Source organism: Ereboglobus luteus, assembly GCF_003096195.1.
In the GTDB taxonomy this organism is placed as follows: Bacteria; Verrucomicrobiota; Verrucomicrobiia; order Opitutales; family Opitutaceae; genus Ereboglobus; species Ereboglobus luteus.
The window spans coordinates 452253-479221 of the sequence record NZ_CP023004.1; the positions used below are offsets into that span (position 1 = coordinate 452253).

15 protein-coding genes and 1 tRNA gene are annotated in these 26969 nt (G+C 61.8%); 6 read left to right on the top strand and 10 right to left on the bottom strand.

What is annotated here, in order from left to right; translation table 11 throughout:
• Positions 1 to 24: 24 nt before the first annotated feature.
• The 5 genes from CKA38_RS01775 to CKA38_RS01795 all read right to left on the bottom strand — a co-directional run bounded on the left by CKA38_RS01775 (position 25) and on the right by CKA38_RS01795 (position 8783).
• Positions 25 to 2709 (bottom strand): autotransporter outer membrane beta-barrel domain-containing protein, encoded by a 2685-nt coding sequence (locus CKA38_RS01775; RefSeq protein WP_108823966.1) that lies wholly within the window; start codon positions 2707 to 2709, stop codon positions 25 to 27.
• Positions 2710 to 2763: 54 nt separating this feature from the next.
• On the bottom strand, positions 2764 to 6261 hold the full coding sequence (locus CKA38_RS01780) for a TonB-dependent receptor domain-containing protein (RefSeq protein ID WP_108823967.1): 3498 nt from the start codon (positions 6259 to 6261) through the stop codon (positions 2764 to 2766).
• 67 nt (positions 6262 to 6328) lie between these two features.
• Positions 6329 to 7474, bottom strand: a complete 1146-nt coding sequence (locus tag CKA38_RS01785) for a FecR family protein (protein WP_108823968.1) — start codon at positions 7472 to 7474, stop codon at positions 6329 to 6331.
• Between the two features lie 13 nt (positions 7475 to 7487).
• The gene (locus CKA38_RS01790; RefSeq protein WP_161554661.1) at positions 7488 to 8060 is read right to left on the bottom strand and encodes an RNA polymerase sigma factor; all 573 of its coding nucleotides are present in this window, start codon (positions 8058 to 8060) and stop codon (positions 7488 to 7490) included.
• A 646-nt stretch (positions 8061 to 8706) separates the two neighbouring features.
• Positions 8707 to 8783, bottom strand: a tRNA-Val gene (locus CKA38_RS01795).
• A 195-nt stretch (positions 8784 to 8978) separates the two neighbouring features.
• Here CKA38_RS01795 and lepA point away from each other — a divergent pair.
• The 3 genes from lepA to CKA38_RS01810 all read left to right on the top strand — a co-directional run bounded on the left by lepA (position 8979) and on the right by CKA38_RS01810 (position 13225).
• Complete coding sequence (lepA, locus tag CKA38_RS01800) at positions 8979 to 10772, top strand: translation elongation factor 4 (protein ID WP_108823970.1); 1794 nt, start codon at positions 8979 to 8981, stop codon at positions 10770 to 10772.
• A 116-nt stretch (positions 10773 to 10888) separates the two neighbouring features.
• Positions 10889 to 12205, top strand: a complete 1317-nt coding sequence (gene lepB / locus CKA38_RS01805) for a signal peptidase I (RefSeq protein ID WP_108823971.1) — start codon at positions 10889 to 10891, stop codon at positions 12203 to 12205.
• A 48-nt stretch (positions 12206 to 12253) separates the two neighbouring features.
• A complete protein-coding gene (locus CKA38_RS01810; RefSeq protein ID WP_161554662.1) occupies positions 12254 to 13225 on the top strand; it encodes a DNA/RNA non-specific endonuclease in 972 nt (323 codons plus the stop codon).
• 112 nt (positions 13226 to 13337) lie between these two features.
• On the opposite strand, the gene galE is transcribed toward CKA38_RS01810, so the two are convergent.
• On the bottom strand, positions 13338 to 14327 hold the full coding sequence (gene galE, locus CKA38_RS01815) for a UDP-glucose 4-epimerase GalE (RefSeq protein ID WP_108823973.1): 990 nt from the start codon (positions 14325 to 14327) through the stop codon (positions 13338 to 13340).
• Positions 14328 to 14424: 97 nt separating this feature from the next.
• On the opposite strand from galE, the gene CKA38_RS01820 reads away from it, so the two are divergent.
• Positions 14425 to 15660: a beta-ketoacyl-[acyl-carrier-protein] synthase family protein gene (locus CKA38_RS01820; protein ID WP_108823974.1), complete on the top strand. Its 1236-nt coding sequence runs from the start codon at positions 14425 to 14427 to the stop codon at positions 15658 to 15660.
• Between the two features lie 56 nt (positions 15661 to 15716).
• Positions 15717 to 15974 (top strand): acyl carrier protein, encoded by a 258-nt coding sequence (locus CKA38_RS01825; protein WP_108823975.1) that lies wholly within the window; start codon positions 15717 to 15719, stop codon positions 15972 to 15974.
• A 200-nt stretch (positions 15975 to 16174) separates the two neighbouring features.
• On the opposite strand, the gene CKA38_RS01830 is transcribed toward CKA38_RS01825, so the two are convergent.
• The 3 genes from CKA38_RS01830 to CKA38_RS01840 all read right to left on the bottom strand — a co-directional run bounded on the left by CKA38_RS01830 (position 16175) and on the right by CKA38_RS01840 (position 20276).
• A complete protein-coding gene (locus CKA38_RS01830; RefSeq protein ID WP_108823976.1) occupies positions 16175 to 18055 on the bottom strand; it encodes an NHL domain-containing protein in 1881 nt (626 codons plus the stop codon).
• Positions 18056 to 18166: 111 nt separating this feature from the next.
• A complete protein-coding gene (locus CKA38_RS01835) occupies positions 18167 to 19021 on the bottom strand; it encodes an alpha/beta hydrolase (RefSeq protein WP_108823977.1) in 855 nt (284 codons plus the stop codon).
• Positions 19022 to 19115: 94 nt separating this feature from the next.
• Positions 19116 to 20276 (bottom strand): MalY/PatB family protein, encoded by a 1161-nt coding sequence (locus CKA38_RS01840; protein WP_108823978.1) that lies wholly within the window; start codon positions 20274 to 20276, stop codon positions 19116 to 19118.
• A 47-nt stretch (positions 20277 to 20323) separates the two neighbouring features.
• On the opposite strand from CKA38_RS01840, the gene CKA38_RS01845 reads away from it, so the two are divergent.
• Positions 20324 to 21361: a Gfo/Idh/MocA family protein gene (locus CKA38_RS01845; RefSeq protein ID WP_108826353.1), complete on the top strand. Its 1038-nt coding sequence runs from the start codon at positions 20324 to 20326 to the stop codon at positions 21359 to 21361.
• A 10-nt stretch (positions 21362 to 21371) separates the two neighbouring features.
• Here the strand turns inward: CKA38_RS01845 and CKA38_RS01850 are convergent, their stop codons facing one another.
• Entirely contained in the window at positions 21372 to 26402 is a 5031-nt protein-coding gene (locus CKA38_RS01850; RefSeq protein ID WP_108823979.1) for an autotransporter outer membrane beta-barrel domain-containing protein, read from the bottom strand.
• Between the last annotated feature and the right edge of the window lie 567 nt (positions 26403 to 26969).

The following is a 26969-nucleotide window of genomic DNA, read 5'->3' on the forward strand; positions in this document are numbered from 1 at the left end:
AATTTGGGCGCGGACGTCCGCCGTTTACCATGCGTAGCTGTAGCCGATGGACAGGGTCCAGGGGCGGTCGTAATCATCCGCGAGGGTGTGCCCGCATTCGGCGGAAACACGCCCGAACGCGCCGAGGTTGCAGGCGGCGCCGATTGACGCCTCGCCCGACCAGCCTTCGAGCTGGCGCGTGAAGGAGGAGAATCCGGCCGCCCGGACGGAGCCGCCGCTGGCGTCCGTGTGGACGGCGGCGAGGCGGGCGTGCAGGGAAAATGGCCCTTCGCCAAAGGTGCGGCTGGCGCGGAGCGCGGCGAGCGCGCGGACGGCGCGGGTCGAGCCGATATTGACGCCGGCGCGGTTTTCGGCCGCGGCGGATTGCGTGGTGAACTTGGCGGAGTCGATGTAAACAAAGGCGGCTTGCAACGCGGGCTCGAACCACCAGGCGCGCCATGCGATGCCGCGACCGAATTCGACCGCGCCGCCGACGGCGTGGTTGTTGTAGCGAGCGCGGAGATCGGCGGCGGGCGTGTCGAGTTTGTGCTTGAGGGAATCGAGGCGGGCGGTGGCGGTGGCGAACCAGCCCGAGTGGTGAAACCATGACGCGTAGAGGCCGCCGGCGACGGAGCGGGTGCGTCCGTCGGCGGAACCGGGAAAATCGAACTCGGCGTTGGAAAGGTCGGCAAAGGCGCCGGCGGTGATGGAGTCTCCCGAGGCGGTGTCCCAGTTGATGTCGCCGCCGACAACGAGCGCGGTGGTGGTTTGGTCGAACGAGGTGAAAAGGTTGTCGGAATCGGCGGAGAGGCTGCCCGCGCGAAAACGCATCCAGAGGGAGCCGGAGTCACCCTTGGCGATGGGCTTGCGAACAGGGCTGAGCGGGCCGCCGATGGCTTCCCTGCGCGAGGCGAGGTGCGAGTGGACGGGGTCGAGCGAGCCGAGGAAGGCGGCTGGCGCGGCGGCGGTGATGTTGAGCAGGGAGCCGATGTAGCCGCCCGAGGCCGGCGAGCCGATGACAAGATACGCGCCGCTACCGCTGTTTTCGAGCGTGTAGGTGGCGAGGCCGAGATCGATCGTGCCGCTTCCGGCAAGTGTGAAGGTGTTCGCGGAGAGGGAACCGGTTTCGTCAACGACCAGACGGATTTGGGACTGGCCGAGGGCGCCCGGCGCGAGGCTTTCCACAACAAGGCTGGCGGTGCCGGTGGCGCCGGCGGCGAGCGTGAGATCGTCGCCTGCGGCGTTGGCAAAAATGATGGTGGCATCGGAGCCGTTGAGGGCGAGGGGCTCGTCGAGGATGGCGGGACCGGAGATGCGCAGGCGTCCGGAAAGGTTGACTGTGCCGGCGCGGAATGCTCCGGCCCCGGCGAGATTGAAGCGAAGGGTGGCGCCGGGATCGACCGTGATTGGGGCTGCCACGCGGCTGTCGGCGCCGGCGTTGATGCTGGCCCCGGCGGTGTCGCCCAGGTGGATCGGGGCGGCGAGGGTGTGGTTGTCGAGGTTGATTTCGAGGGTGGCGGCGCCGGTGGCGGCGAGGGTGCCCGTGATGGTGGTGGCGCCGGAGAGGTTGAGGATGCCGGCGGTGTTGTCGAAGGCGCGGAGCGAACCGTCGAGGCGGCTGTCGGCGAGCGTGAGCTCGAGGCGGGCCGCGGAGCGAACGCTCACATCGCCGGCCAGGGTGGAACTCTGGAGAGTGATGATGGCGCGGGTGGGGATTTCGGCGGAGGCGGTGGCGGCGCCGTTGGTTGCGCTAGAGGTGATGCGGATGGAGCCGAGCGCGCCGGAGAGGGTGGAGTTTTCCAGCGCAACCTCATAGAGCCCGGTGGAGCCGACGCTTCCGTTTTCGGGAATAGTCGGGCCTTCGAGCAAGTCGGGGATGTGCGTGTTGATGTCGAGGGCCGCGCCTTGGTCGGCGCGCACGTCCACATTTTTCAACACGGCCTTCACGTGCGTGGCGACGTTGCCGGCGCCGAGCCAGAGGCCGGAAGAATTTTCGCCGGTGGTGCGGATTGTGCCGCCGTCGTAGTCGAGGAGGGCGATGCTCCGGGCAAACTGGACGCCCGGCGCGGAGTTGCCGGTGGTGGCGATGGCGACATTGTCGAGATACGCGCGGCCCGCGCCGGCGAAGTTGAGCGCGGCGGCGCTACCGGTCGTGGTGAGCGTGGAGCTGACAAGGGTGACTTTGTTGACGGAGTCGCTGGCGATGTTGAGGGCGCGGACGCGGGGAGCGATGGCCTGGATGAGGATGTCCTCGCCGTGGAAGGTGGAGCGGCCGGTAACGTTCACGGCCTCGCTGCTGTCGATGACGGTGTCGGCGTGCTCCTTGGTCAGGGTGCCGCTGAAAATATTAATCGTGGCCCCGTTGCGAACGCTGACGGCCTGGCGGCGGAGGGCGGAGGTGGCGCCGCCGGCATGGGCGGTGACATTGCGAAAGGTGACCGTGGTGGAGTAGGTGGCGTTTGCGTTGGCGTCGATGGCGGAGGTGTCGATGTAAGCGCCGGCCTGGTTGGTGTTGGTGAAATCGATGCCGGTGAGCGTCCACGAGCCGGGGGACATGTAGTAGGTGCCGGTCTGGATGACCCACATCGTGTCGGAGGTGACGAGGCTGTTCTGAAAAGAGTGCCGGTATTGTTCGGCGGCGCGGGCGACGGCGGCGCCTGCCGCGCATAGCGCGACGAGCGCGGCGGCCAGTTTCAGCGTTGGGTTCAAGCGGCGGACGGGTGTGTTCATGGGCAAATGGGTTGGCTTCTACTTGTGGCGGTTGACTTGCGCGGGCACGCGGGATCAGAAAGAGCCCTTGATGCTGAAGGAGCAGATGGCGCCGGTGCGGTAATACTCGTGCATGCGGCCGCGGACGTTGGAGTAGTAGATGAGCGGGGCGTCGAGGACGTTGCGGACGCTGAAAACGAATTCGAGGTTGTTGCCGAGGTTGATGCCGCCGGAGAGATCGTGGACGATGCGCGACTGGAGATAAATGCGGTCGTTGGACACCCAGTTGCGGCCGGCGACGGGAATGGTGACGCGCTTGAGCGAATCGTCCTGCCAGGAGGCGCGGAGCTGGATGTTGAAGCGTTTGTAGCGGTAGCGGATTCCGCCGTTGGCGGAGCGGTCGATGAGGCCGATGCGCTCGGAGGTTTCCCTGTCGTTTTGCATGTCCGACCAGGAGTAGGAGCCGAAGACGCTCAGGCCCTTGAGCAGGCCGGGAAGGAAGGTGAGCTGCTGATTGTATTCGAGGGTGACGCCGTAAACCGTGCGCCTGCCGGGGACGTTTATGGTGGAGCGATAGGTGATGTCGTTTTGCACAACGTCACCGGTGGTTTCGTCAACAATCACCTCGCCGAGCGGATAACCGACCTGGCTCTCGGCTTGCTCGGTGGAAATGTTGATGCCGCTGATCTGCTTGTCGGCGATGTCGAGGCGGAACACGGAGAGGGCGACGATGCCGGCGGGGTTGAGGTAATAATGGAGTCCGGCGTAATACTTGGTGGTGCGCTCGGGCTTGAGGTTGGGATTGGGCACCCAGATGTCGGTGCTGTAGTTTTCGTCGTAGTAGCGGATCGTGCCGGCGACATCGGCAAAGCTGGGACGGAGGATGGACTGGGAGGCGGAAAGCTGGAAGCGGAGCGAGGGGGTTATTTCATACTTGAGGCCGCCGGAGAGGAAGACGTTGTCGTAGTTGGTTTTTCGGGTGAAGCGCTGACCGTCGTAATACCGGTAGTTGATGCCCGCGATGCTGGCGTTGCCGTCAAACATGCCGGAGTCGATTTCCTCCTGCGTGGCGATGGCCTTGGCCGCCGCGATTTCGGCGTCGGTGCGCCGCTTGGTGATCTTCGCCTCGGTGGTGGTGTTTTCAAAGCGCACGCCGGCGTTGAGCTGCACCTTGCGGAAAACGCGGGTGGTGGCCTCGAAATAGCCGGCGTCCACGCGCTCGAAGGCGGAGCGCCCGAGGAGGATGTTGCGGGCGTAATTGCGAATGGTGTCGGGTATGAAATACCCGGGAAAATCGTGGAAAAGCGAGCCCATCGCATAGTCGTTGTCGGCGCGCCAGTTTTGGTCGGAGATGTTTCCGAAATCCATTTTGTAAACGTAGTTTTGCGTCCACGGCACATAGGTCTGCGCAAGGTCGCCGGTGGGGCCGGCGTAATTGTAGCGGTTGTCCTCGGCGTCGAAGGTGTAGTCGTTGCGGCGCACGCCGCCGCCGGCCTTGAAGGTGACGGGGTGCCCGAAGAGCCGGTGCGCGTAGGTGATGTCGAGATAGCCGGAGCGCTGGGTGTTTTTTGTGTCCTCGGGTGTGCTCCAGAGGGCGGAATCGTAGGTGGTGCGGCCCCAGTTTTCGGGGACGGACCAGTCCATGCCGCGAGTCTGAACCAGCGTCCAGGACGGGGAGTTGGCGTCGGGACGCGAGGCGGTGAAACCAATGCCGGAGATGCGCGAGTTGGCGGAGCGAAAGAAGCCCTTGTCAATGTCGTCCGTGTTTGTGACCGCCTTGGTGTAGGTGCCGCGCAGCTCGACGTTGAGGGAGCCTTTTTTGTAGATTAGGCGCGGCGAAATCATCCGGCTGTTGAAGGTGTTCCAGCGATGGGATGAGTTGGTGTAGATGCGGGTGTCGTTGCTTGTGGCGGAGGTGGGCTCCACGGCCCAGTAGATGAGCGAGGACTCGGGCTGGTAGCCGGCGGGCGGGGCGAGGCTGTCCGGGGAGACCGTGCCGTAATCCTTCTCGGCGCGAATGGCGATGTATTGATTGATGAACTGGCCGTCGTTTTTGTGCATGTTGCCGCGCACGGAGAGGATGAGGTTCTTGGAGAATTTATAATCGACGCTGAGGTTGCCGGACGTGCGCGTGAAAAACTGCGGACCGGGTCTCCATGAGATTTCGCTGACAATCGGGCTGTCGGAAAATTCCGGCTCCCCCTTGCCGATGTGGTAGGCGTAGTTCACGCGGACCATTTGCTGGTTGTTGAACGTGGCGTAGCGCGAAAAACTGGCTTCGATGCCGAGGCGCCGGTTGAAAAACGTGCCGCCATAATTCATCAGCACGCCGGGCTGGATGCGGTTGTGCAGACGGTCGTCGGGCATGTAGTCGCGGCCAAAGTCGAGGCGGGACATGGTGCCGTCGAGGCTGACCTGCCAGCGAAAGGTGTTCTTTCTGATGTTGAACGCATACCTGCTTTTCAAGTTGATGTTGCCGGCCGCGGCCCCGGCGTCCATCGAGGCGGTGAGGGTCTGGTTGAACTCAATGGACTCGATGCCGGTGATGCTGAGGGTGGTGAGGGGCGTGTAGCGGTTGGCGGCCGGAGTGGCCATGACGACGCCGTCAGTGGTGAACGCGGTGTATTTGGAGTCGAGCCCGCCGATGCGGACGCCGGCGGCCTCGGACTCGCCAAAGTCGAGCGTGATGCCGGGCATGTATTTGAGAAACTCGCCGATGTTACCCTGCGTAAGCTCGCCGAAATTGTCCGTGGCGATGACCGACTTGGCGTTGATCGCGGCGCGCTGCTCCATGATGGCCTTGCCCTGCCCGACACGATCCTCGGAGACGACGAAGCGATCCATCTGCACGATTTCCTCGCCGTCCTTGGCGCCGGCGGCGGAGTCGCCGGCAAGAACGCGCAACTCGAAATCAACAGTGTTGGCGGCGCCGGGGCTGGCCTCGTGGATGCGTATGTCGGACTGCACGCCGGCGTAGCTGGCGACGAGCGTGACGGGGCCGGAGGGGACGCTGATGCTGTAGGTGCCGCCGTCCTCGGTGTAGACATGGTTGTCGGTGCCCTCGACGCGAACCTCGGCGCTTTTCACATAGTAGCCGATGGCGTTGTTGAAGACGCGGCCGGTGACGATGACGGTTTGCGCCTTGGCGGAGGCGCGCTCCCCGCCAGCCTCATTTTCCCCGTCCGTGCTTGCGCGGAGTCTGTTTTTTTTTGCGCCCCGCGCGGCGTTCGCCTTGTGCACGGTAAGACCGCCGGCTCTGGCATCCTGCGTCACGACGAGGCCCGTGTCCGCGACCATGATTTCCAGCGCCTCGCGCGCGGTGTATTCGCCATTGACGGGATTGGAACGGAGGCCGCGCACGGCCTTTGTCGGCACGATGATGTCCACGCCGGTTTGCAGGGAAAGTTTTTTGATGGCGTTCTCGACGGTGTCCGCGGGCACGTCGATGGCATGTTTTTTCGCCACGCCATCAATCGCGCCATCGTTGGCGGAGAGGCACGCGGAAAAGCCGCAGCTCAACAACAAGATCGCAAGCAGCCTGGTGCAAACAAGGGTCGAAAGTCGGGAGGTCATACATGGATAAGGACACCCCGGCGGCAAAAATTTAGTATGGGAAAATGCGAAAAAATTCCCTCAGGGATTATTTTTCCCTTTTACGCAGGATGATTTCGTCCCCGCGACGCTCAATTTCAATCCCCATGCTCGCGCCGAGCAGGCGCACGAATGTCTCGATATCATTGGCATGGGAATAACCGCTCACCGGCTCCGTCATCAGGCCGGACATGGACTCGTCCAGCACAAGGCGCGCGTTTTTACTGCCATCGGGCAGCTGCGAGTGACGGTTGATCAACTCCACGGCCTCGGCCAGCGGCGTCGCGGAAAACTCCAGTCTCGAAATACGCCAGGCCATGCGCTTGTTGATTTCGTCGGACGTGACAGTCGTCACGACAGGCGGCGGAGCCCAAGGCGCGGTCTCCAGCACGGCGCGCTCGCAAACACCAAGAATTGCCATGAGCACAGGCTTGGCGGCAACCGGCGCGGGCGCCGTCGGCTCATCCCAGTCCGGATCTCTTTCCGCCTCGAAAGCCTGCCCGCCCTCCCCGTCCGGAAGGGTCGCCGGTTTCTCCACCGCAACGCGCCCCTCAGTGACCCAAACCTCCACGCGCGCCGTGCCGCGTTCCACGGCAAACGCCGTGCCGACCGCGCGCACCTCCATGCCGTCAACCTCAACCACAAACGGGCGCGGCAGGCCTTTCGCAACTTGGAAATGCGCCTCGCCGCGCACCAAAACGACACGGCGGACCTCATCGTCGTAGCGCACGTCGATGACGGCGCCGGGACGCAACTCCACAGTCGAGCCGTCCTCAAGCGCGCGCCGCTCGGGGCTTGTCACTGTCACGACACCTTTTTCGCGTTGCTGCGTTTGCGGCGCGTCCGCCAGCACCGGCGCCACGTCGGCGGAAGGTCGCTGCCACAGGACCGCGAAGGCGATGACCACGGCGACGCTTGCGGCCGTGATCGCAACCCGCGCCCGGCGCCCGCGCCTGCGGCGGCCCGCCTGGGCTTGGAGTTCATGCGCGAGCGCGCCCTGCTCGCCTGTGCGCACCGGGCGCGTAAGCGCCGCCCACGCGCGAGTGTAGCGATCAAACGCGGCCCCGTGCCGCGTGTCCGCGGCGAGCCATTGCTCAAACTCCGCCGTCTCCGCCTTAGACAAACCGGCGTCACGCCGGGCGAACCAGCGCGCGGCGGCCTCGGAAATGTTTTTTTTGTCGGAGTCGTTATCCATTGCCTTGCTTTGTTTACGACTCGATCAAGCCGCGCTTGGTGAAAAATGCCTCCAGCCGGAGCATGCCCTGATAGACCTGCGTCCCGACGGTGGTCTCGCTGATGGAAAGAAGCGTGGCGACCTCGCGTTGCGAAAGGCCCTGATACGCCCGGAGAATGATGATTTCGCGGCAACGCGGCGGAAGCGAGTTGAGGGCCTCGGCAAGCAGCGCGATTTCCTCGCTGACGGCGACGGCCTCGACGGTGTCCTTGCTTTCATCCACGACATCCAGCGCGGCCAAATCCGGCACGGCAACCATGGGGGATTTTTTCCTGTGCCGGAGCGAATTGAGGGCGAGGCGCTTGGCCACGGTGAACAAAAACGCCTTGGCCGACCTGACGGGCTTGGTCGCGCTTGCGATCCAAGTGCGCAAGTAGGATTCCTGCACGACATCCTCGACATCGACCGAAGGAAACGAACCGCGCAAATAGGATTTGAGCCTCGCGTCATGAACATGCACCTCGTCCTCGAACCAGCGCGCCTTTTTTAGCGGGATGGTCGCGCATGGCGGCGCGTCAAGAGCTTGGTCATGGGAAACGTTGTTCACGGGGTGTGCGGGATGAGGCGGGTAAGTTCGTGGATTTTTGACTGAGTGCTGTGTGATGGACGTGTTTTTCCATGTGTCAAGTTTGCAACAGACACTTTCCGCGCGTCCCGGCATCGTTCAGCGACTGTCCCACGCGCGCTCTTTTCGGGATAAATTGATGATCGTGCGAATGCCACATCTACACCACGGTTATCGACTGCGGGAGTTCACCAGCAAAGCGGACGGTTTTGATTGCCTCACGCCCCACCCTGCGACCACGCCACCCTGCCTTTGTGAGTGCGACGCTGTTGCACTGGCTGAGAAATCGAAGCATCGTGTCAGTTGAAATTCCCGGTCCCTCCGCACGAATTTCAAGCTGCTTTTGTGGCGGATCTCGAGGGGAGGCGGGACACCGGAATTGGCACCGAGTGGTGCGCGTGTTTTTCAGGTCAAAAAATTTTGCCGCCTGCTTTCGCAGTGGAAAAACCTTATCCGCGTTACCTCGTTTCGACTGGATCGATCTGCTTCAAAGATGGTCTTTGAGGCTTCCGAAAAGGAACAAGAAACCGCGTAAAACCGACGGAAAACAGCCAAAATTACATTTCCACTGATTTTGCTGTGATCGCGCAAAAAACCATACAAGTCCTTTGCTCTCAATTGCTTTATATGGTGGACGCTACTGGACTCGAACCAGTGACCCCGTGCGTGTGAAGCACGTGCTCTAACCAACTGAGCTAAGCGTCCGACGGTTTTTTGCCCGCAAAAATAAGCGGGAACACAAAACCGTGCCCGCCTGCGCGCGGAAATCAACACTGATTTTTCCGTAATTTCGCCGCTTGCTCCCGCGCGCTTCCGCCTGCAACTTGATGGGTTTCAAATCACACGCCAATCAACACGAATCGCGACGCCCTTACCGCACCAGACTTTTTACGCACCAGAATGGACGAAATCCTGACACGCAATTTCTGCATCATTGCCCACGTCGACCACGGCAAGACGACGCTTTCCGACCGCCTGCTCGAACACACCAACACCGTCGAACAACGAGTCCTCACCGACCAGCACCTCGACGCCATGGACCTTGAAAAAGAGCGGGGCATCACCATCAAGAGCCACCCCGTCACCATGCACTACCGCGCCAAGGACGGGCGCACCTACAAGCTCAACCTCATGGACACGCCGGGGCACGTCGACTTTTCCTACGAGGTCTCGCGCTCGCTCGCCGCTTGCGAGGGCGCGGTGCTCCTCATCGACGCGGCGCAGGGCGTCGAGGCGCAGACCGTCGCCAACGCGCATCTCGCCACCGGACAAAATCTCAAGGTCATCCCCGTCATCAACAAGATCGACCTTCCCAGCGCAAACCTCGACCTCTGCCTCCAGCAGCTTGAGGACATTCTTTTTATTCCGCACGACGAGGCCATTCTCGCCTCGGGCAAATCCGGCATCGGCATCCAGGATATTCTGGAGGCCGTCGTCACGCGCATTCCGCCCCCGCGCTGGCGCGACCACAAGGGCACGCGCGCGCTTGTCTTTGATTCGCTTTACGATTCCTACCGCGGCGTCATCACTTACGCGCGCGTCTTTTCCGGGGCGCTGCGCGCCGGCGACGGCATGACGCTGATGAGCACCGGCCAAAAGGCCGAGATCAAGGAGGTCGGCATTTTCACCCCGAAGATGGTGAAGATCGACATGCTCGGCGAGGGTGATGTCGGTTATGTCGTCTCCAACATCAAGGACACTTCGGACATCAAGATCGGCGACACCATCACACTCACGCGCCAGCCCGCCACCGAGATGCTTCCCGGCTACAAGGAGGTGCGCCCGATGGTTTTTTGCGGACTGTATCCGCTCGAGTCCAACGACTACGAAAAACTCAAGGCCGCGCTCGGACGCCTCCGCCTCAACGACGCCGCGTTTCAATACCAGTCGGAGAGCTCCATCGCGCTCGGTTTCGGTTTTCGCTGCGGGTTTCTCGGACTGCTGCACATGGAAATCATCCAGGAGCGCATCCGTCGCGAGCACGACGTGGAAATCATCTCCACCTACCCGAGCGTCGTTTACCATGTGAAGGCGCACGGCCTGCCCGAGATCGACGTGGATAATCCCGTGCTCCTGCCCGATCCCGGCACCATCGAATACATCGCCGAGCCCACCATCCGCGCGTCGATCCTCATTCCCAACACCAGCATGGGCGACATCCTCTCGCTCATCATGGAAAAACGCGGCGTCATTGACCACACCGACACGCTCGACGCCAACCGTGTCATGCTCACCGCCATCCTTCCTCTCAACGAAATCCTCGTCGATTTCAACGACCGGCTGAAGAGCGTCACGCACGGCTACGGCTCGATGGATTACGAGCTCGGCGAATACAAGGCCGACGACCTCGTCAAGATGGACATTCTCATCAACGGCGAGCCGGTCGACGCATTCTCAAGCATCGTGCACCGAAGCAAGGCCGAGGGAAAGGGCCGCGAGCTTTGCGAAAAACTCGCCGAGATCATCCCGCCGCAAATGTTCCGCGTGGCAATCCAGGCCGCAATCGGCGGCAAGATCATCGCGCGCGAAAACGTCCGCGAAATGCGCAAGGACGTGACCGCAAAATGCTACGGCGGCGACATCACCCGCAAGCGCAAGCTCCTCGAAAAGCAGAAGGAGGGCAAAAAGAAGATGAAACAAATCGGCAAGGTTTCGATCCCCCCGGATGCGTTCATTCAAGTGCTCAAAAATTAGAAAACAGTAGCGAGTAGCGAGTGACAAGACATCAAGAAAAAACTCGCGCCTCAACCGTCGCAGCCATTCTACTCGCTACTCACTACTCACTACTCGCTACTTTTCATTTCTCCGCCATGTTCGGCCTCTTCACCTCGCCCGATAAACAAATGCGCACCAATGCGCGCAACTGGCTCGATGTCGCGGATCGCGTTTTCAACTACCGGCGCGACGAACTGGGCGAGGCCGAGCTCGCCGACTTGCAGAAAAAGACGGAGACCCTGCGCACGCAGGTTCGCGAAAAAGCCGGGGCCGAAAAACTCAAGCTGTCCATCGAGGAGCTGGAGCCGGTGCTGCGAAAAACAGGCGGGCGCATTTACCCGCACAGCGGATTGCGCGAGTGGGTGGAGTTCTTTGTGGTCGCGGCGATTCTGCTGATCGGAATGAGGCAGTTTTTTGTGCAGCCGTTCAAGATTCCGACCAACTCGATGTGGCCCACCTATAACGGCATGGTGCCCGAGGTGCACGCGAAGATTGAGGACGAGCCGGGCGCGGCCGCGAACCTGTTTCGCAAAATAACGCTGGGGGCGAGCGCCCACCGGGTTGACGCGCAGGCCGGCGGAGAATTGCTCATACCGATGGCCAATGGCCGGCTCCTCCGCTCGCCGTCAAAAGGCCGCCAGTGGCTTGTTTTCCCCCAGGCCCAATATCAATACGAGTTTTACGTCGGCAATGAAAAGAGGACGCCCAACGGCGCGACGGGGGTCGAGGTAAGGCCAATGGCGAGCGTTTCAGTGCCCCAGGATTTCGACATGCGCATGCTCCTCCGGGACGCGCTTGCCCCGGACGCGCCCGACTTCGAGACGGCGCTCGCCAAAATGGATTACGTGGAACGCACGGGCTCTGATTCGAACGGAAACCCGGTGCGCATTCAGTTTTTCCGGACGGGCAAATACGTGAAGGAAGGCGAACGAGCGCTCTCATTCGACATCATAACCGGCGATCAACTTTTCGTGGACCGCATGAGCTATCATTTCGTGCGCCCGAGGGTCGGCTCCGGTTTTGTGTTCCGCACGACAAACATCCCCGGCACCATCGACGAAAATCGCAACCATATCGACAGCTATTACATCAAGCGCCTCGGCGGCCAGCCGGGTGACAAACTTCAGGTGCGCAACGGCGTGCTCTACCGAAACGGCGCGCCGATCACCGGCGCAAAAGCGTTTGATGACAATGCCACCCGGTCCGGAAAATATCGCGGCTATCAAGACATCGGACTTCTTGCGGAGGGGAAAACCTACACCGTATCCGAGGATGGATACATCGCCCTGGGCGACAACTCCTACAACAGCTCGGACAGCCGCTACTGGGGCGAGGTGCCGAAGAAGGACGCGGTGGGGCGCCCGCTGTGGGTGTTTTATCCGTTCACCAGTCACTGGGGACCGGCGAAGTAAGACATGGCAAGGGGCAAATCCCGCAAAAAAACGCGCAATCGCAGGCGCATGAATTTGCGCCGCCTGCTTGTTTGCGGGCTGATCGTCTTTGGATTGCTGGGCGGGGTTGCGATCTGGCACCGCCTCGCCCCGCCCGCCACGCGGGAACGCATCGAATCCGTGACGCTCAACGTGATCGACCTTGCGCGTGAAAACAGGTCGATGCCCCGCGAGCTGGTTTTCTGGCTCGATTTGCTTTCGGACAAAATCCCGCTCGCCCGCGGAAAAACCGTCGCCCCCGGCGTGACAATCGAAAGCGACTTGATGGTATTGGGCGGCACGCCCGCGTCGCCCGAACCCCTGGATTTTTTGCAAAACAAAGGCTACCTCGCGGGCTACGACAACAATCACCGAAACCCCGCATGGGTGGCCTACCGCGTGTTTCCGCCGAAATACAAATCGGGCAAGCGCCCCGACAAGTTCGCGCCCGATCCGCGCACGCGCGCCAAGGTGCGCTCCTCCGCGTATTCAAACTCCGGATACGACCGCGGCCACATGGCGCCGAACCGCGCGATTGCGGTGTGCCACGGCGGGGAGGCGCAGGTGGAGACGTTTCTCATGTCGAATGTCGTGCCGCAGTTGCACGGCCTGAACGCGGCCTTTTGGGAGGCGATGGAATCGCGCGTGATCGAGCGCTACACGCGCCGATTCGGCCAGGTCTGGGTAATGTGCGGCCCGGTTTACGAGGCGGGCAAAACGCCCGTCAAAATCGGCTCGGACGTAAGCGTGCCGGACGCGTTTTTCCTGATAATCTCAACGCACGAAAAAGACGCGTCCACCAAAGACATCACCGACACCGGGCTCATGCGCACGGAGGCGTTTTTGGTGCCGCATCGCGCAATCGCGGCAAAGGAGGATCCGTCAAAATATTTGGCAAGCGTGCGCGAGATAGAACAGCGCACGGGCCTGGATTTCTTTCCACTGCTTTCGAGCGAAGTGCAGGACGCGCTGGAGAGCGAACCCGCCAAGCGCGCGTGGTAGGAGACAATTTACCCGGAGTCTCGCAAGCTCGACTCTGGGCTGACGAATCGCACGCCCTTGGCGTGCGAAGCATGACAAACAAGTTAGCGCCTATGGGGGATTCGCAGCGCGCTTACTTTCCGTATCCGTTCGGATGCTTCGAGTGCCAGTTCCAGGCGCTGGCGACGAGGGATTCGATGTCGTGGTATTTGATCTTCCAGCCGAGCTCCCGCTGCGCCTTGGTGGAGTCGGCGTAGAGCGCGGGAGGATCGCCCTCGCGGCGCGGGGCGATGGTGTAGGGCACTTTTTTGCCGGTCACTTTTTCAACGGCGCGGATGATTTCCAAAACTGACACGGGCGTGCCCGTGCCGAGATTCCAGGTGAACACCTTGCCCGGCTCGGCGAGCTTGTCGAAGGCGGCGATGTGGGCGCGGCTCAGGTCGTCGACGTGTATGTAGTCGCGCAGGCATGTGCCGTCGGGCGTCGGGTAGTCGCCGCCGAAGAGCTTGAGCGGCGGGCGCTGCCCGGTGGCCGCGCCGATGGCGAGCGGGATGAGGTGCGTCTCGGGCGAGTGATCCTCGCCGATGGCGCCGTCCTCGGACGCGCCGGAGGCGTTGAAATAGCGGAACACCGCCGCGCTGAGCCCGTAGGCGCGCGCGAAGGCGTGCAGGGCGTGCTCGACGTCGAGCTTGGTTCGGCCGTAGGGGTTGATCGGATTCGTGGGGGAATCCTCCGTGATGGGCATTTTTTCAGGGATGCCGTAGGTCGCCGCGGTCGAGGAGAAGACGAATTTTTTGACGCCCTTCGAGTGCATCGTCCTCAGGAGCTGGAGCGTGGAGACGACGTTGTTGAAGTAATACTTCATCGGCTCCTGGACGGATTCGCCGACAAAGATGTAGGCCGCGAAGTGCATCACGATGTCGATTTTTTCATCGACGAGGATTTTGCCCACGGCGGCCTCGTCGCCGAGATTCGCCTCGTAGAAGGGCACGTCGGGCGCGACGGCCTCGCGATGGCCGAACACAAGATTATCAATCACCACGGGACGATGACCCGCGGCGGCCACTTGGCGCACGCAATGGCTGCCAATGTAACCAGCTCCACCTGCAATTAAAACATTCATGCGAAGTGAATGTTGTATTGATTGTGCGCGGGGGTTGGCTAGCTATTTTCGTTTCATTTTTCGTATTAACCCGCACATTGTCCGCATATAAGTCCGCATGAATCTTCCTCGCATCGTTATCACAGGCGTCGGCCTCACCGCTCCAAACGGCAATTCGCTTGCCGAGTTTCGCGCAAACCTCCTCGCCGGGGTTGGCGGCATTGAACCGCTCGAAGTGCGCTACATGGGACCGCTGATCGCGGGCGTCTGCCATTACGATCCGCTCAAATACCAGAAGAAAAAAGAGGTGCGCGTGGGCACCCGCGCCGGGTCGATCTCGATCTACTGCGCGCACGAGGCACTGGCCGACGCCGGGATTCCCGTCGAGTCCGTCGCGAAGGACCGCACGGGCATTTACATCGGCATCACCGAGCACGGCAACGTGGAGACTGAAAACGAAATCTACAGCCTCTCGAAATACAACTACGACACGAAGTTCTGGTCGCATTACCACAACCCTCGCACCGTCGCCAATAACCCCGCCGGCGAAACCTCGCTCAACCTCGGCGTCACCGGCCCCGCCTACACGATCGGCGCGGCGTGCGCCGCCGGCAACATGGGCCTCATTCACGCAGCGCAAATGCTCCGCCTCGGCGAAGTCGACCTCGCGATTTGCGGCGGCGTGAGCGAAAGCATCCACACATTCGGCATCTTCGCCGCGTTCAAAAGCCAGAACGCGCTCGCATCCCATTCCGACCCGAAAAAGGCCTCGCGCCCCTTCGACCTCGCGCGCAACGGCATCGTCATCTCCGAGGGCGGCGCGCTTTACACGCTCGAACGCCTCGACGACGCGCTCAAGCGCGGCGCCAAAATCTACGGCGAGATCTCCGGCTACCACGTGAACTCCGACGCCTCCGACTACGTGCTCCCGAACCCCGAGCGCCAGGCGGAATGCGTGGCCGCCTCGATCCGGCGCGCCGGTTTGCGGCCGTCGGACATCCACATCGTCAACACGCACGCCACCGCCACACCGCTCGGCGACGTCCAGGAGGCCGACGGCCTGCGCACCGTTTTTCAGGATTGCCCCGACACATACATCAACAACACCAAAAGCTTCATCGGGCACGCCATGGGCGCGGCGGGCGCGCTCGAACTCGCGGGCAACCTGCCCAGTTTCGACGACCTCGTCGTGCACCCCACGATCAACGTGGACAATCTCGACCCGAAATGCGCGCTCCCCGGCCTCGTGATAAATGCGCCCGTGAAGGCAAAACGGGTTGACGCTATCCTCAACAACTCGTTCGGTATGTTGGGCATCAACTCCACGCTCATCATAAAACGATACGTGGCCTGAGGCCCTGACAACACGCCAACCGACATTTTTCCAAACACAACACAACGCCACACAGCATGACTAAAGACGAATGCAAAAAGCTCGTGATCGAAATCATCGCCGACATCGCGCCTGATGAAGATCTCACCAACCTCAAGCCCGACGTGCGCCTGCGCGACCAGCTCCAACTCGACTCGATGGACTTTCTGGACATCGTGATGGAACTGCGCAAACGCCACGGCATCGAGGTTCCCGAGGCAGACTACATGCAGCTTGCCTCGCTCGACAGTTGCGCGGAATACCTCACGCCCAAATTCCAGGCGATGGGCAAATAAGCCGCCGCGATTTTTCAAAAAATCCAGAACCGCAAACCGCAAGGGATGCGACAAAAAACCGGAGCGCGCCCGCTCCGGTTTTTTTGTCGAAAGGTAGGGCGGTCTCGCCGAGGCCGCCGCATTTGTCTCCCGTCAGTCTCGGCGCGCTCGGCGAGCACGCCCTACCGAAATTCAAAAGCCAGCGGGCGCCGACTCGTGTTTCACTTGCGCCGCAGGCGTGCCGCCGCAAGCGCGCCGAGCACGAGCAGATACCACGCCGAAGGCGCGCCGCCACCACCGCCGCCGGAGGAAGACTCGCCGACCGTGACATTTTCGCCACCTGTTGATCCGGTTGAAATCGGCGCGGCGGTGAGCACGAGAGTGTTCACAGTGACCGTCGTGCCGCTTTGCGTGATTTTACGAATCGCCGCGTTTTCGGAATCGGCCACATAGATGCTTCCATTGCCACCGACGGCGACATCGGAAGGAATGTTAAAGAGCGCCTCGGTATTGGCTCCGTCTTGAAAACTGTTTAAGTAAAGCGTCTGCAAAGCCGAACCGCTTATCCACAGCCAGTTGGAAAGTCCGGCGATGGCCTGCGCGGAACCGGAGGATGCCACCTTCACAATACGCGAGCTGTAGGCGTCGGCGAAGTAGAGGTTGCCGGCACGGTCGAAACGCAGTCCGGCGGGGCTGGTAGGCTTGGTGTAGTCGTTGGCAAGAAAGTCACCAGGAACACCATTCAGATTGAGATCCAGCGTGGCGACATTGCCGTCTGCAAGCCTCACGGAAGTGATGACGTTGTTGCCGGAATCAGCGACATAGAGCGAACGGCCATCGGGAGAAAGCGTGATCCCCATCGCGCCGCTGAAGCGATAGAGTGACTCGGCGTATTCGGTTTCAGGTTCAGGCGAGGATATGGCGTGAGAGCCGTTCCATATCGAGCTTCCGCTGATGACACATCCGCCCAAGCTGCCTATGCTTGTGATCACCGTCCCCGAGCCGATGATTCCGATGTGCAAGCCCCCGTTAAGGCTTCCGTTGACGATCAGCGTTCCAGTTGAGCCGAGAGACGGCCAAGTCCCGTTAATTAATGAGTCCGTCCCCGTGGCTATGTTTAGAACACCACTCGACCCCCAACTCGTGGTTCCCGTCACGCCTCCACCGGTGTATTTATAATACTCCCCCGCAACGTGTGAAGTGACGCCCGCCGGTGTTATTTTGCGAATCACATTGTTGCCCGAATCGACCACGTAGACATTGCCGGACGCATCAACCGTGAGCGCGGTCGGGTAATCAAACTGGGCGCCGGTGCCCGTGCCCTCCAGATAATCGACGGCGAGACCGGGCGAACCGGCGAGCGTCGAGACCTTGCCGTCAGCCGCGATCACGCGGATGGCGTTGTTGCCGGCGTCGGCAACGTAGACCGTGCCGCTGTGATAGGCGATGCCCCGCGGATACTCGAAACGCGCGAATGTGCCCGTGGCGTTTGTCATTCCCGCGTCGCCTTCCGTGCTTCCGGCGAAAACGGTAACCTTGCTGTCGTCCGTGATTTTCAGGATGGCGTGCGCGAGCATGTCGGCGACGTAGAGATTGCCGGACGCGTCAAAGGTGAGCGACGCCGGACAAACGAGGATGGATTTCCTGACGTTGAGTTTTTCCGAAACGGCGGTGCGCGTGGCGCTGGAGCTGCCGTTATCGTGGGAAATGGTGACGGTGGCGCGATATTGCCAGCCGGTCATGCCCGCATGGAGCGAAAGGAGAGTGAGCGGGTTGGCGGAACCACTCGAATGCAAATTGGAGTCACCCGGCACGCTGCCGACCCTGTGCCAGCTCGCGCCATTGTCTTCCGAGCGTTCCCAATAAACGTCCGTGAGTGTGGCGTAATCGGGATTCGGCGCGCCCGATTCGGTTGTCGCATAACGGTTCCCGGCGGGAAGCACCACGGCCAGGTTAAGGCTCTGGTTTTCGAGCTGGTAACCCATGCGCGAACCCTCGATGTAAGGCTCGGGCGCGGCGGCTCGAAGCGGTGTGTGGAGCTGCGCAAAAGCAAGCGCGCTGACAAAAAGGCACGAGGCAAAGTGAAGGGTTTTTGTTTTCATAAGTTTGGACAACAGATGCGCGGGGTTACGAAGAATGCACAAAACAATGCCACGGCCCAAATGCCGGTCAATTGCCAATGGTGTAAAAATTGATGCAAAAAAGCCCCGCAATCACTTCAACGCTTCATCGAAAAACCGCACCAGTTCGTCACGGTAAACATTGCCTTGCGCCTCGGTCATGGCGTCGATGTGGCTGCCGCCGTTGATCGTGATCAGCTTTTTCGGCTCCCTCGCCGCCGCGAACAGGCGCGTGGCGTTTTCATACGGCACGACATTGTCGGCCGTGCCGTGGATCATGAGCAGCGGGATCGGCGGAAGCGCGGCCACGTATTTGCCCGCCGAATACTTGTTGCCGATGAGCAAGCCGCCTCCCGGCACCTTCTGGTTTGCGATGTGCGCATACGAGTAGAACGTCGCCTCCTGCGCGACCGCGCGCACTCCCTCGCGGTTGCCCGCGCCCACGGCGGCGATGGCGTGGGTGCCGCCGAGGCTTTGCCCGAACACGAGGAGCCTGGTCGCGTCCACGTCGGGGCGCGAACGCGCGTAGTCGAGCGCGGCCTGCGAGTCCTCAAACAAGCCGCGTTGTGTCGCGCGCCCCTCCGACGCGCCGTAACCGCGGTAGTCAAAAACAAGCACGTTAAAACCGCGCGCGGGCAGCCAGCCCACGAATTCCCAATGCGAGGTCATATTTTGCGAGTTGCCATGGTAATGGATGACCGTGCCCTTCGCCTTTCGCGCATCGGCGGCGCCGTCCACGACGGCGGGCATGAACCAGCCGGAGAGCTTGGTGCCGTCGCGGCTCTTGAAGGTGACGGCCTCATAAGCGACGCCTTTCTTGCCGGGCGTGCCGTAAACATCGCGGGTTGGATAATAGAATACGCTGTTGGCGCAGCCGCTGAAGCCGACAATCACGCCGGCCAAAATGACCGCGCCGATGACAATGCCTATGATGCGGAGTGTTTCCATGCTGTGGAAATCTTGCGCGAAACCAATGCGCTTTGCGAGCCTTCGCGTTGTGTGTTGAGAATGCGCGCAGGTGCGCCCCGCGGGTGAAACGCGGTCACAGCGCCGCCTTCATGCGTCGCAGGGCCTCGTCGAGCGTGGCGCGCGGACAGCCGAAATTGAGGCGGACATGAGCGCCCCGCGGCGAGCCGAAATCCACGCCGTCGCTCAAGCCGACGCCGTGCTTCTCAAAATGCGCGACGGGGGTTTCGAGCTTGAGCGCGCTGACGTTGAGCCATGCGAGATAGGTCGCCTCGTGCGGTGCCTCGATGGTGACGCCGGGAAGCTCGCCGGCGACAAATTCGCGAACGCGATCGCGGTTGCCGCGCAGGTAGGCGAGAAGCTCCTGCCGCCAAGGTTCGCTGTCGCGATAGGCCGCGGCGCACGCGGCATAACCGAGCGTGTTGACCTCGGCGACAATGCCCGCGGCGGCGCGCTGAAACGTGGCGCGAAGCGTTGGGTTGCTGATGATGGCAAACGAGGTGCAGAGGCCGGGAATGTTGTAGGTTTTGCTCGGCGCCATGAGTGTGATGGCGCAGGCGGCAATCTCGGGCGCGAGCGTGGCGGCGGGGATGTGCGGGAGCGCCGGGTCGAGAACGAGATCGCAGTGGATCTCGTCGGAACAGAGAACGATTTTGTGGCGCAGGCAAAACTCGGCGAGACGCAGAAGCTCCTCGCGGCGAAAAACGCGCGCGACGGGATTGTGGGGATTGCAGAGGAGGAAAATCTTCACGCTGCCATTGCCCGCAACGACGGCGCGCTCCATGGCGTCGAAGTCGATTTCCCAGCGGCGCGCGGCGCTGTTGAGCGCGAGGGGAACGGCGAGCGAGCGGCGTCCGGAATTGGTCGCGGCAGTCATGAAGGGCGGGTAGATTGGCGTGTTGCAGAGGATTTGGTCGCCGGGGCCGGCGAAGGCCTGCGCAGCCACATTGAGGCCGCAGACGAGGCCGGGCAGCCAGACAATCCATTCCGGAAAAATCGCCCAGCCGTAGCGCGCTTGCATGGCCTCGACAACGGCGGCGGTTTCATCGGCCGTGGCGTGGGCGTAGCCGAAGATGCCGTGCGCGACACGCCGCCGCAGCGCCTCGACAATCGCGGGCGAAGTTTGAAAATCCATGTCGGCGACCCACATGGGGAGGATGTCGGAGCCGGCGTATTTCTGCCATTTCAGCGAGTCGGTGCCGCGGCGTTCGTGTGTTGTTTCAAAGTCGTGGGACATGGTATGCGGGCTTGCGTTTTTTAGTTTTGGAAAAACGTTCGTATGACATGAGCACGCAACATCTCAAGTGGGGACTTTTGGCGACGGGGCGGATTGCGGAAAAATTTGCAAACGGCCTGGCCGCGTCAAAGTTGGGGCGCGCGGTGGCGGTCGGAAGCCGGAGCGGGGCGACGGCGCGGGCGTTTGCGGAGAAATTTGGCATCGCCCGCGCGCACGACAGCTATGAGACGCTGCTGGCGGACGCAAAGGTGGACGCGGTTTATATCGCGACCCCGCATCCGATGCACCTTGAGTGGGCGCTCAAGGCGGCGCGGGCGGGAAAACATATCCTGTGCGAGAAGCCGATGGGAATGAACCGCGCGCAGACGGAGCAAATGATCGCGGCGGCGCGCGAGCACGGGGTGTTTTTGATGGAGGCGTTCATGTATCGATGCCATCCGCAGACGGCGAGGATCGCGGAGTTGATTCGCGATGGCTCGCTGGGCGAGGTCCGCATGGTGCAGGCGGCCTTTGGCTACAATCGCCCCTTTGATCCGCAATCCCGCGTTTGGAGTAACGGGCTGGGCGGCGGCGGGATTCTGGACGTGGGATGCTATCCGGTTTCGCTCTCGCGTTTTGTCGCGGGCGCGGCGGAGGGAAAAGGGAGCGTGTTCCTCGATCCGGTGGAAATCAACGGGACGGGCGTCACGCATCCGCAGACGGGCGTCGATGAGTGGGCGGCGGCGACCTTGAAATTTTCAACAGGCATGGTGGCGCAGGTGTCGTGCTCCACGAGCGTGCAACAGCAAAACACGGCGCGCATTTACGGCACGAAGGGCTGGCTGCATGTCGTGGAGCCGTGGACCCCGTCGCGCAACGAGGGCGGCCGGGCCCGCATGTGGCTGCACCGTCCGGACGCGGCGGCGGAGGAGATCGCGCTGCCGTATCAAGAAAGTGAATACATGCTTGAGGCCGATGTCGTGGCGGAGTGCGTGGCCGCGGGAAGGCGCGAGGCGGGCCAGATGAGCTGGGCCGACTCGCTCGGCAACGCGGCGGCGCTGGACAAATGGCTGGAGCTCGCGGGCGTGAAATACGGCGTCGCGTGAGCGCGCCGCGTTACCAGGCGCGGCGGTAGCCGAGGTTTATGCTCCAGGGGCGCTCGTAGTGCGGGGCCTTGTTGTATTCGTAATCCAAATACAACTGGCTTTGCTCGTTGATCAGGTAGCCCGCGCCCGCGCCGGTTTCCAATCGCCAGCCTTCAAAACCGGGGCTCTGGGTGCGGCCTTCAACATGGACCTTGCCGCCGCTGATGTCGCTTTTGACGACGCCGAATTTTATGTAGGGATTCCACCGGGCGAAGGTGGCGCCGGTGCGGACTCGCGCGGTGTATTGCCACGAGTCGGCATCGCCGATGCGCACGTGGATGTCGCGGTGGTGGTCGTTCCTCATGGTGTAGTCGGTTCCGTTGATCCAGGCGACGGCGGCTTGCACCGAGGGCTCCACCCAGTAGCGGCCGTTTATAAAGCGGCGCCCGGCTTCAACCGAGATGCCCTGGATGTTGTTTTTGTATTTGCCGTGCGAGAGGTAGCCGTCAACGCCGCGCGCGTTGAGTTCGCTTTCAGAGCGGTCAAGGCGAAGCACGGAATCGATGAACCAGCCGGCGTCGTGAATCCAGAGCGCGTAGAGGCCGCCGCCGAGGATCGTGCTGTTGCCGTCGCCGTATTTGTGACCGAGGTCCTCGAAGGAGCGGTCGCTGTAGTTCATGCCGGCGTGAACGCCGGCCATGAGGATCGCGTTTTTAATGGTGAAGATTTTGTCCGCGCCAACGGTGAGGCCGTAGGTGTCCTGCTTGACGCGGCTGTTTCCAAATTGGGAATCGGTGTTGAGGCGGTATGTGTTGGCGCGGGCCCAGATGCTGCCGCGGTCGCGCGACGGGGTGCCCCGATCATGCGGTATGCTTGCGCGGTCGCCCAGCGTGTTGAGGTAGTCACCCGGCATGGGGGCGCGAATGCCGCCCGGCATGTTGACGCGGATGTCGCCCATGCGCTTGTGGACGTTGTCGAGGCCGTAGTGCAGGTCGGCGGTCATCACGCCGGCGGTGCTCAGGATCGCGTCGCCGCCGCGGCTGATGGAGTTGCCGGCGGTCAGGTAATAGGCCGAGGTGTCGGGCATGACCGCGCCGCCGTCGCCTTTGTGGAGCTCGTAGGTGGTCATGCCGAACTCGATTCCGTCGGAGGTGAACACGGGCGCGCCGTGCTCGTAATCGACAACGAGCAGCGCGTATCTGAAGCCCGGGTCGTAGGGGCGGCTGTCGTTCAGGCTGTTGAACACAATGTGGTGCGCGCCGTCCGCGCTGCCGCTGATGATGAGGCGGTCGGTTTGTTTGTTGGCGAGGTCGACGTTCATGTGGCTCGTCGTTTCGCCGGTGTAGTTGCCGGTTATCGTGAGCGTGGTGTAGGTGGCGTCGTTCGAGCCGGGTGTGTGGTAGTGGATCGCGCCCCCGACGGCATGGAGGTTTTGGAGGGTTTGCAATTTGTTGCCGAGGTCGAGCGCGGCGTTTTCGAGCGTGATGCCGCGGCTCGTCTGGATGGCGTTTTCGGCGGCGAGGCGCAGCGTGCCGTTTTTAACGGTGGTCGCGCCGGTGTGGCGTTGCGCCTTCTCAAGCACAACGACGCCGTTGCCGATGGCGGCGATGTCGCCCGCGCCGTCGATCACGCCGGCGTAGGTGACGAGGTCGGAGCGGTTGAAGATGAGCGAGGCGGCGTCCGCGACGGTGGCGTCGGCGGCGATGGCGGTGTCCGGAGCCCAGCCGTTTGCCGCGCCGTCGCCGATTTGGAGCGCGCCGTTTTCGACGACGAGTTTGCCGGTGAGGGCGTTCGCGCCGGTGAGCGTGGTGGTGCCGCTGCCGCGCTGGACGAGGTCGCCCGAGCCGATGATCGCGCCGGCGTGGGTGATGTTGCCGGAGCGGTTGATTGTGAGCGTGCCGGAGTTGGCGACCGTGGCGGAGGCGATCATGCCGGAAGCGCCGCCGCCCTCCCCCGCCCCGAGCCGGAGGTGCGCGCCGGTTTCGATTGTCGTGACGCCGGTGTGGGTGTTGTCGCCCGTGAGCGTGAGGACGCTGTCGGCGGTGAGTGTGAGCGCGCCGGCGCCGTCGATCGTGCCGGAAAAGACGAGGCCGTCGGTGTTGTTGATGATGTTGATCGCGCCGGCGCCGATGTGGATGGCGCCCGCGCCGGAGAGGTTGCGCAGGGTCTGGCTTGTGCCGGCGGTATCGAAGGCGGCATCGGCGGTGATGGTCACTTTCGTGCTGCTGGCGATGATGTTGGATGCGCCGGCGGTGGTGAGCGTGGCGGAGCCGGTGATGAGCGTCTCGCCGGTGTAGTCGTTGCCGTCGTGGCCGAGGACGATGGTGCGGCTGCCGGTGAAGGTGAAGCCCGCCGAACCGGTGCCGGTGAGCTGCGCGCTGAGTGTGTTGTCGAGCGCGTCGCCCGGATTGATGACGAGGCTTTCGGCGTCGCTGAGCGCCTCGATTGAGATGAGGCCGTAGTTGATCAGGATGTCGCCGCCCTGGGTGATGGCGTTGTAGCCGTAGGTGTTTTTTCCAACGGGCGTGGCACTGTTTTGGCCATAGGTGAGCGTGGAGGTGCCGGAGGGAAGCGGGGCGCCGTTGCTGTCGATAAGCTCAAAGGCGATGCCGTCGGCCGGGCCGCTTTCGGTGGAGTGGACGATGGTGCGCTCGTGCAGGAGGTAATCGGGCGCGGCGACGTCGATGTCGAATATGTTGCCGTTGAGACCGTGACCCGGAGGCGCGGGCGGGTTGATGCCGGAGAGGACATCGGTGTCGACGCCGATCTTGGTCGCGGCGGCGAGGCCGGTTTCGCTGACGGAGAGCGTTTTTACCGTGAGCGTGTGGGGCTCGATGCCGGAGGTCGTGTTGGTTTTCACGATGAAGGTGCCGCCGGCGAGGTCGAGGCCGCCGATGGTGCGATCGGCGTCGAGTGTGGTTTCGGAATTTCCGGCAAGCTGGAGGGTCGCGTTGGCAAGGGCGGTTTCCGCGGTGTCGTTGAAATTGAACTTGGAAGTCCGCGCGCCTCCGCCGACGCCGATTGTGCCGGTGAAGGAAAGGGCTGAAGGACTGGAGGGTTGAAGGCTGAAGGTGACTGATTGCGCGTCGCCGGTGTTGCGCAGGTTTATGAAGCCGTCGCCGGTGAGCGTGTTGGCGACGGTGGCGTCGGTGGTGGCGTGCACGCCGAGGGTCGCGCCGGACTCGATGTTCACGGTGGCGTCCTTGAGTTGGGTGACATCCCACGCGACGGCCAGGCTGCCTTCGCGCACATCGACGGAGAGCATGTCGAGGTCGTCCGTGTCCATTATCCACGAGCCCGCGCCCTGCTTGACCAGTGTGCCGGTGAAAGTCGTGGGACCGATGACCGCCGAGGTGTAGGCGGTTTCGCTGCCGGACGCGCCGTTGAGCACCAGTTGCGAGTCGTCACCGGCGATGAAGAGCTGCCCGACCAGCGTGCTGCTATTCCAGAGATTCACCTTGTGCACCGCGTCCCCGTCATCGCCCTCGTCCAGATAGATGGCGTAGTCGCCGCCGCGGATCACGCCGCCGGTCGTGTTCGTGACGGTCGTGTCGAACAGGGCGGCGAGGCCGGTGTCCGTCACGCCGCTGATGGTGCCGCTGTTTGTGAACGTGCCGCCGCCCACCATGATGATGCCGGCATCGGCGCCCTCAATCAAACCGCCGATGTTTGAGACGGTCGCCTCGTCCGCGATGTCAACGGCAAAGGCGTATGCCCCGTCGGGGCGGCCCGTGGCGATGATGGTGCCGGTGTTCGTCAGCTCGCCCCTGGCATACAGGGAGACGCCGGCTATGCCGCCCCGGATCAGGCCCGCGTCGTTCGTGATTATGGCGTCAGACCAACTGGTGATGCCGCTCACCGTATCGCCGATGATCGTGCCGCTGTTCGCGAACGTGCCGCCGCCCAGCGCGTGGACGCCAATTTCGGCGCCGTGGATGAGGGCGCCGGCGTTGTTAGAAATCGCCACCGCGACACCGTGCGCATAAACGCCGTTGTAACGCTCGCCGATGATCGTGCCGCTGTTGGACAGCGTGCCGCCGTATTGGAACCAGACGCCGCTGTCGCCGCCCGAGAGGAGGCCGCCGGCGGTGTTGGTCACCAATATGGGCGCGCTCAAATTGGTGATCGCGTTTTCGCCGCCCTTGATGACGCCGCCGTTGACGATTTCACCGCCGCCCGTCATTTGAACGCCGGCGCGGATGCTCGAAATCACGCCGGTGGCGTTGTTGATGACCAGAGCGGGCGAAACGCCGGTGGAAACTCCGTTGGCCGACTGGCCGTAGTAGGCGGGGTTGATGATCGAACCGGAGTTGATCACGGTGCCCCCGGCTCTCAACGTCACGCCGGCGGAGGTGCCTCGCAGCAAACCGGTGGAGCCGTTGATGACGAGCACGCTGGCGCTGTCGGCATAGATGCCATGGCTGCTGGAACTGTAATTACTGCTTGTGCTGAGGATCGCCCCGGTGTTTGTCACCGTGCCCCCGCTGGTGAGCTTGATGCCGCCCTGCCCCCCTTGGATGGTGCCGCCATTGTTCGTAATCGTCACCGCGCCCCGCTGGGAGTTGATGCCATATTCACCGGAGTTTGTGTTTTTGATGAGACCGGCGTTTGTGATCGTGCCCCCGCCGTGCAAGAACACGCCGTTGGTGATTCCCTCGATCACCCCTGTGGCAGTGTTGTTGATGAACGAGGAATTGCCACGGGAATAAACACCAAAAGCCGACCAAATCGCCGTGGACTTGATCGTGCCGGCGTTGTTGATGACGGCGCCGCCATCTTCAAAAATCACGGCGTGGGAAAAGGTGGAGGACACCAGCGAGCCCGCGGAAATGTCAAGCGTCACACCGGTCATCGACCCACTTATGCCCCCGCCTATGATCACGCCGGAAAGGACGTATTCCCCTGCCGCGGGAATATCGTATTTGGTCCCGGACTGAATGCTCGTCGGCTGCGCGGACAGATGCCCGGCAAAGATAGCAGACAGCAGAACGGCGAAAATGCCGGCGACCTGAAACGACTCGCGAACCAACCAACGTGTCTTAATAGATATTTTACTTTTCATGCAGTTTTCGATGTCTAGTGATCCGTTTGCGGAAGACCGAAATGGAACGCTATATAATGCAACAGGGATTCATTTACGTCGGGAATTCAACGAAATTCGCATACTTTTTACTTTAATAATTTGTGTGTATTTATGTTTTTATAAACACACAATTTCATGACCGGTGCGCGGGTTTATTCACGGGACTTATATATAAAAACAGTGTCATGTATTTATATTATATCCACAAACCAAACCCAGCGGGTCAAAATGGCTCAAGTTACACAGGCTACAAGAGGGGTCTTCACACGGGAACGGGCGCGGATAAACAAAGACCCGAAAACAAGATACAATGGGTTAAACGGGGTGTGTTTTAACACATCGCGCATGTGCGCGCCAATTTCAGTCGCGCTTATATTCACGCACACCAGCGATTAAAGTTTCTTTCAGCCGGAGCTTTTGAAACACCATCATCGAATGGCCGAAATCACTGCGGTTTTCGTTTTTATTTTCTGCGTTTTATACAAAAAGTATTTATATTTTGACGAAAACAAATGTGCTTTTTAAATTTTGGCTTCTTCGCTTCAT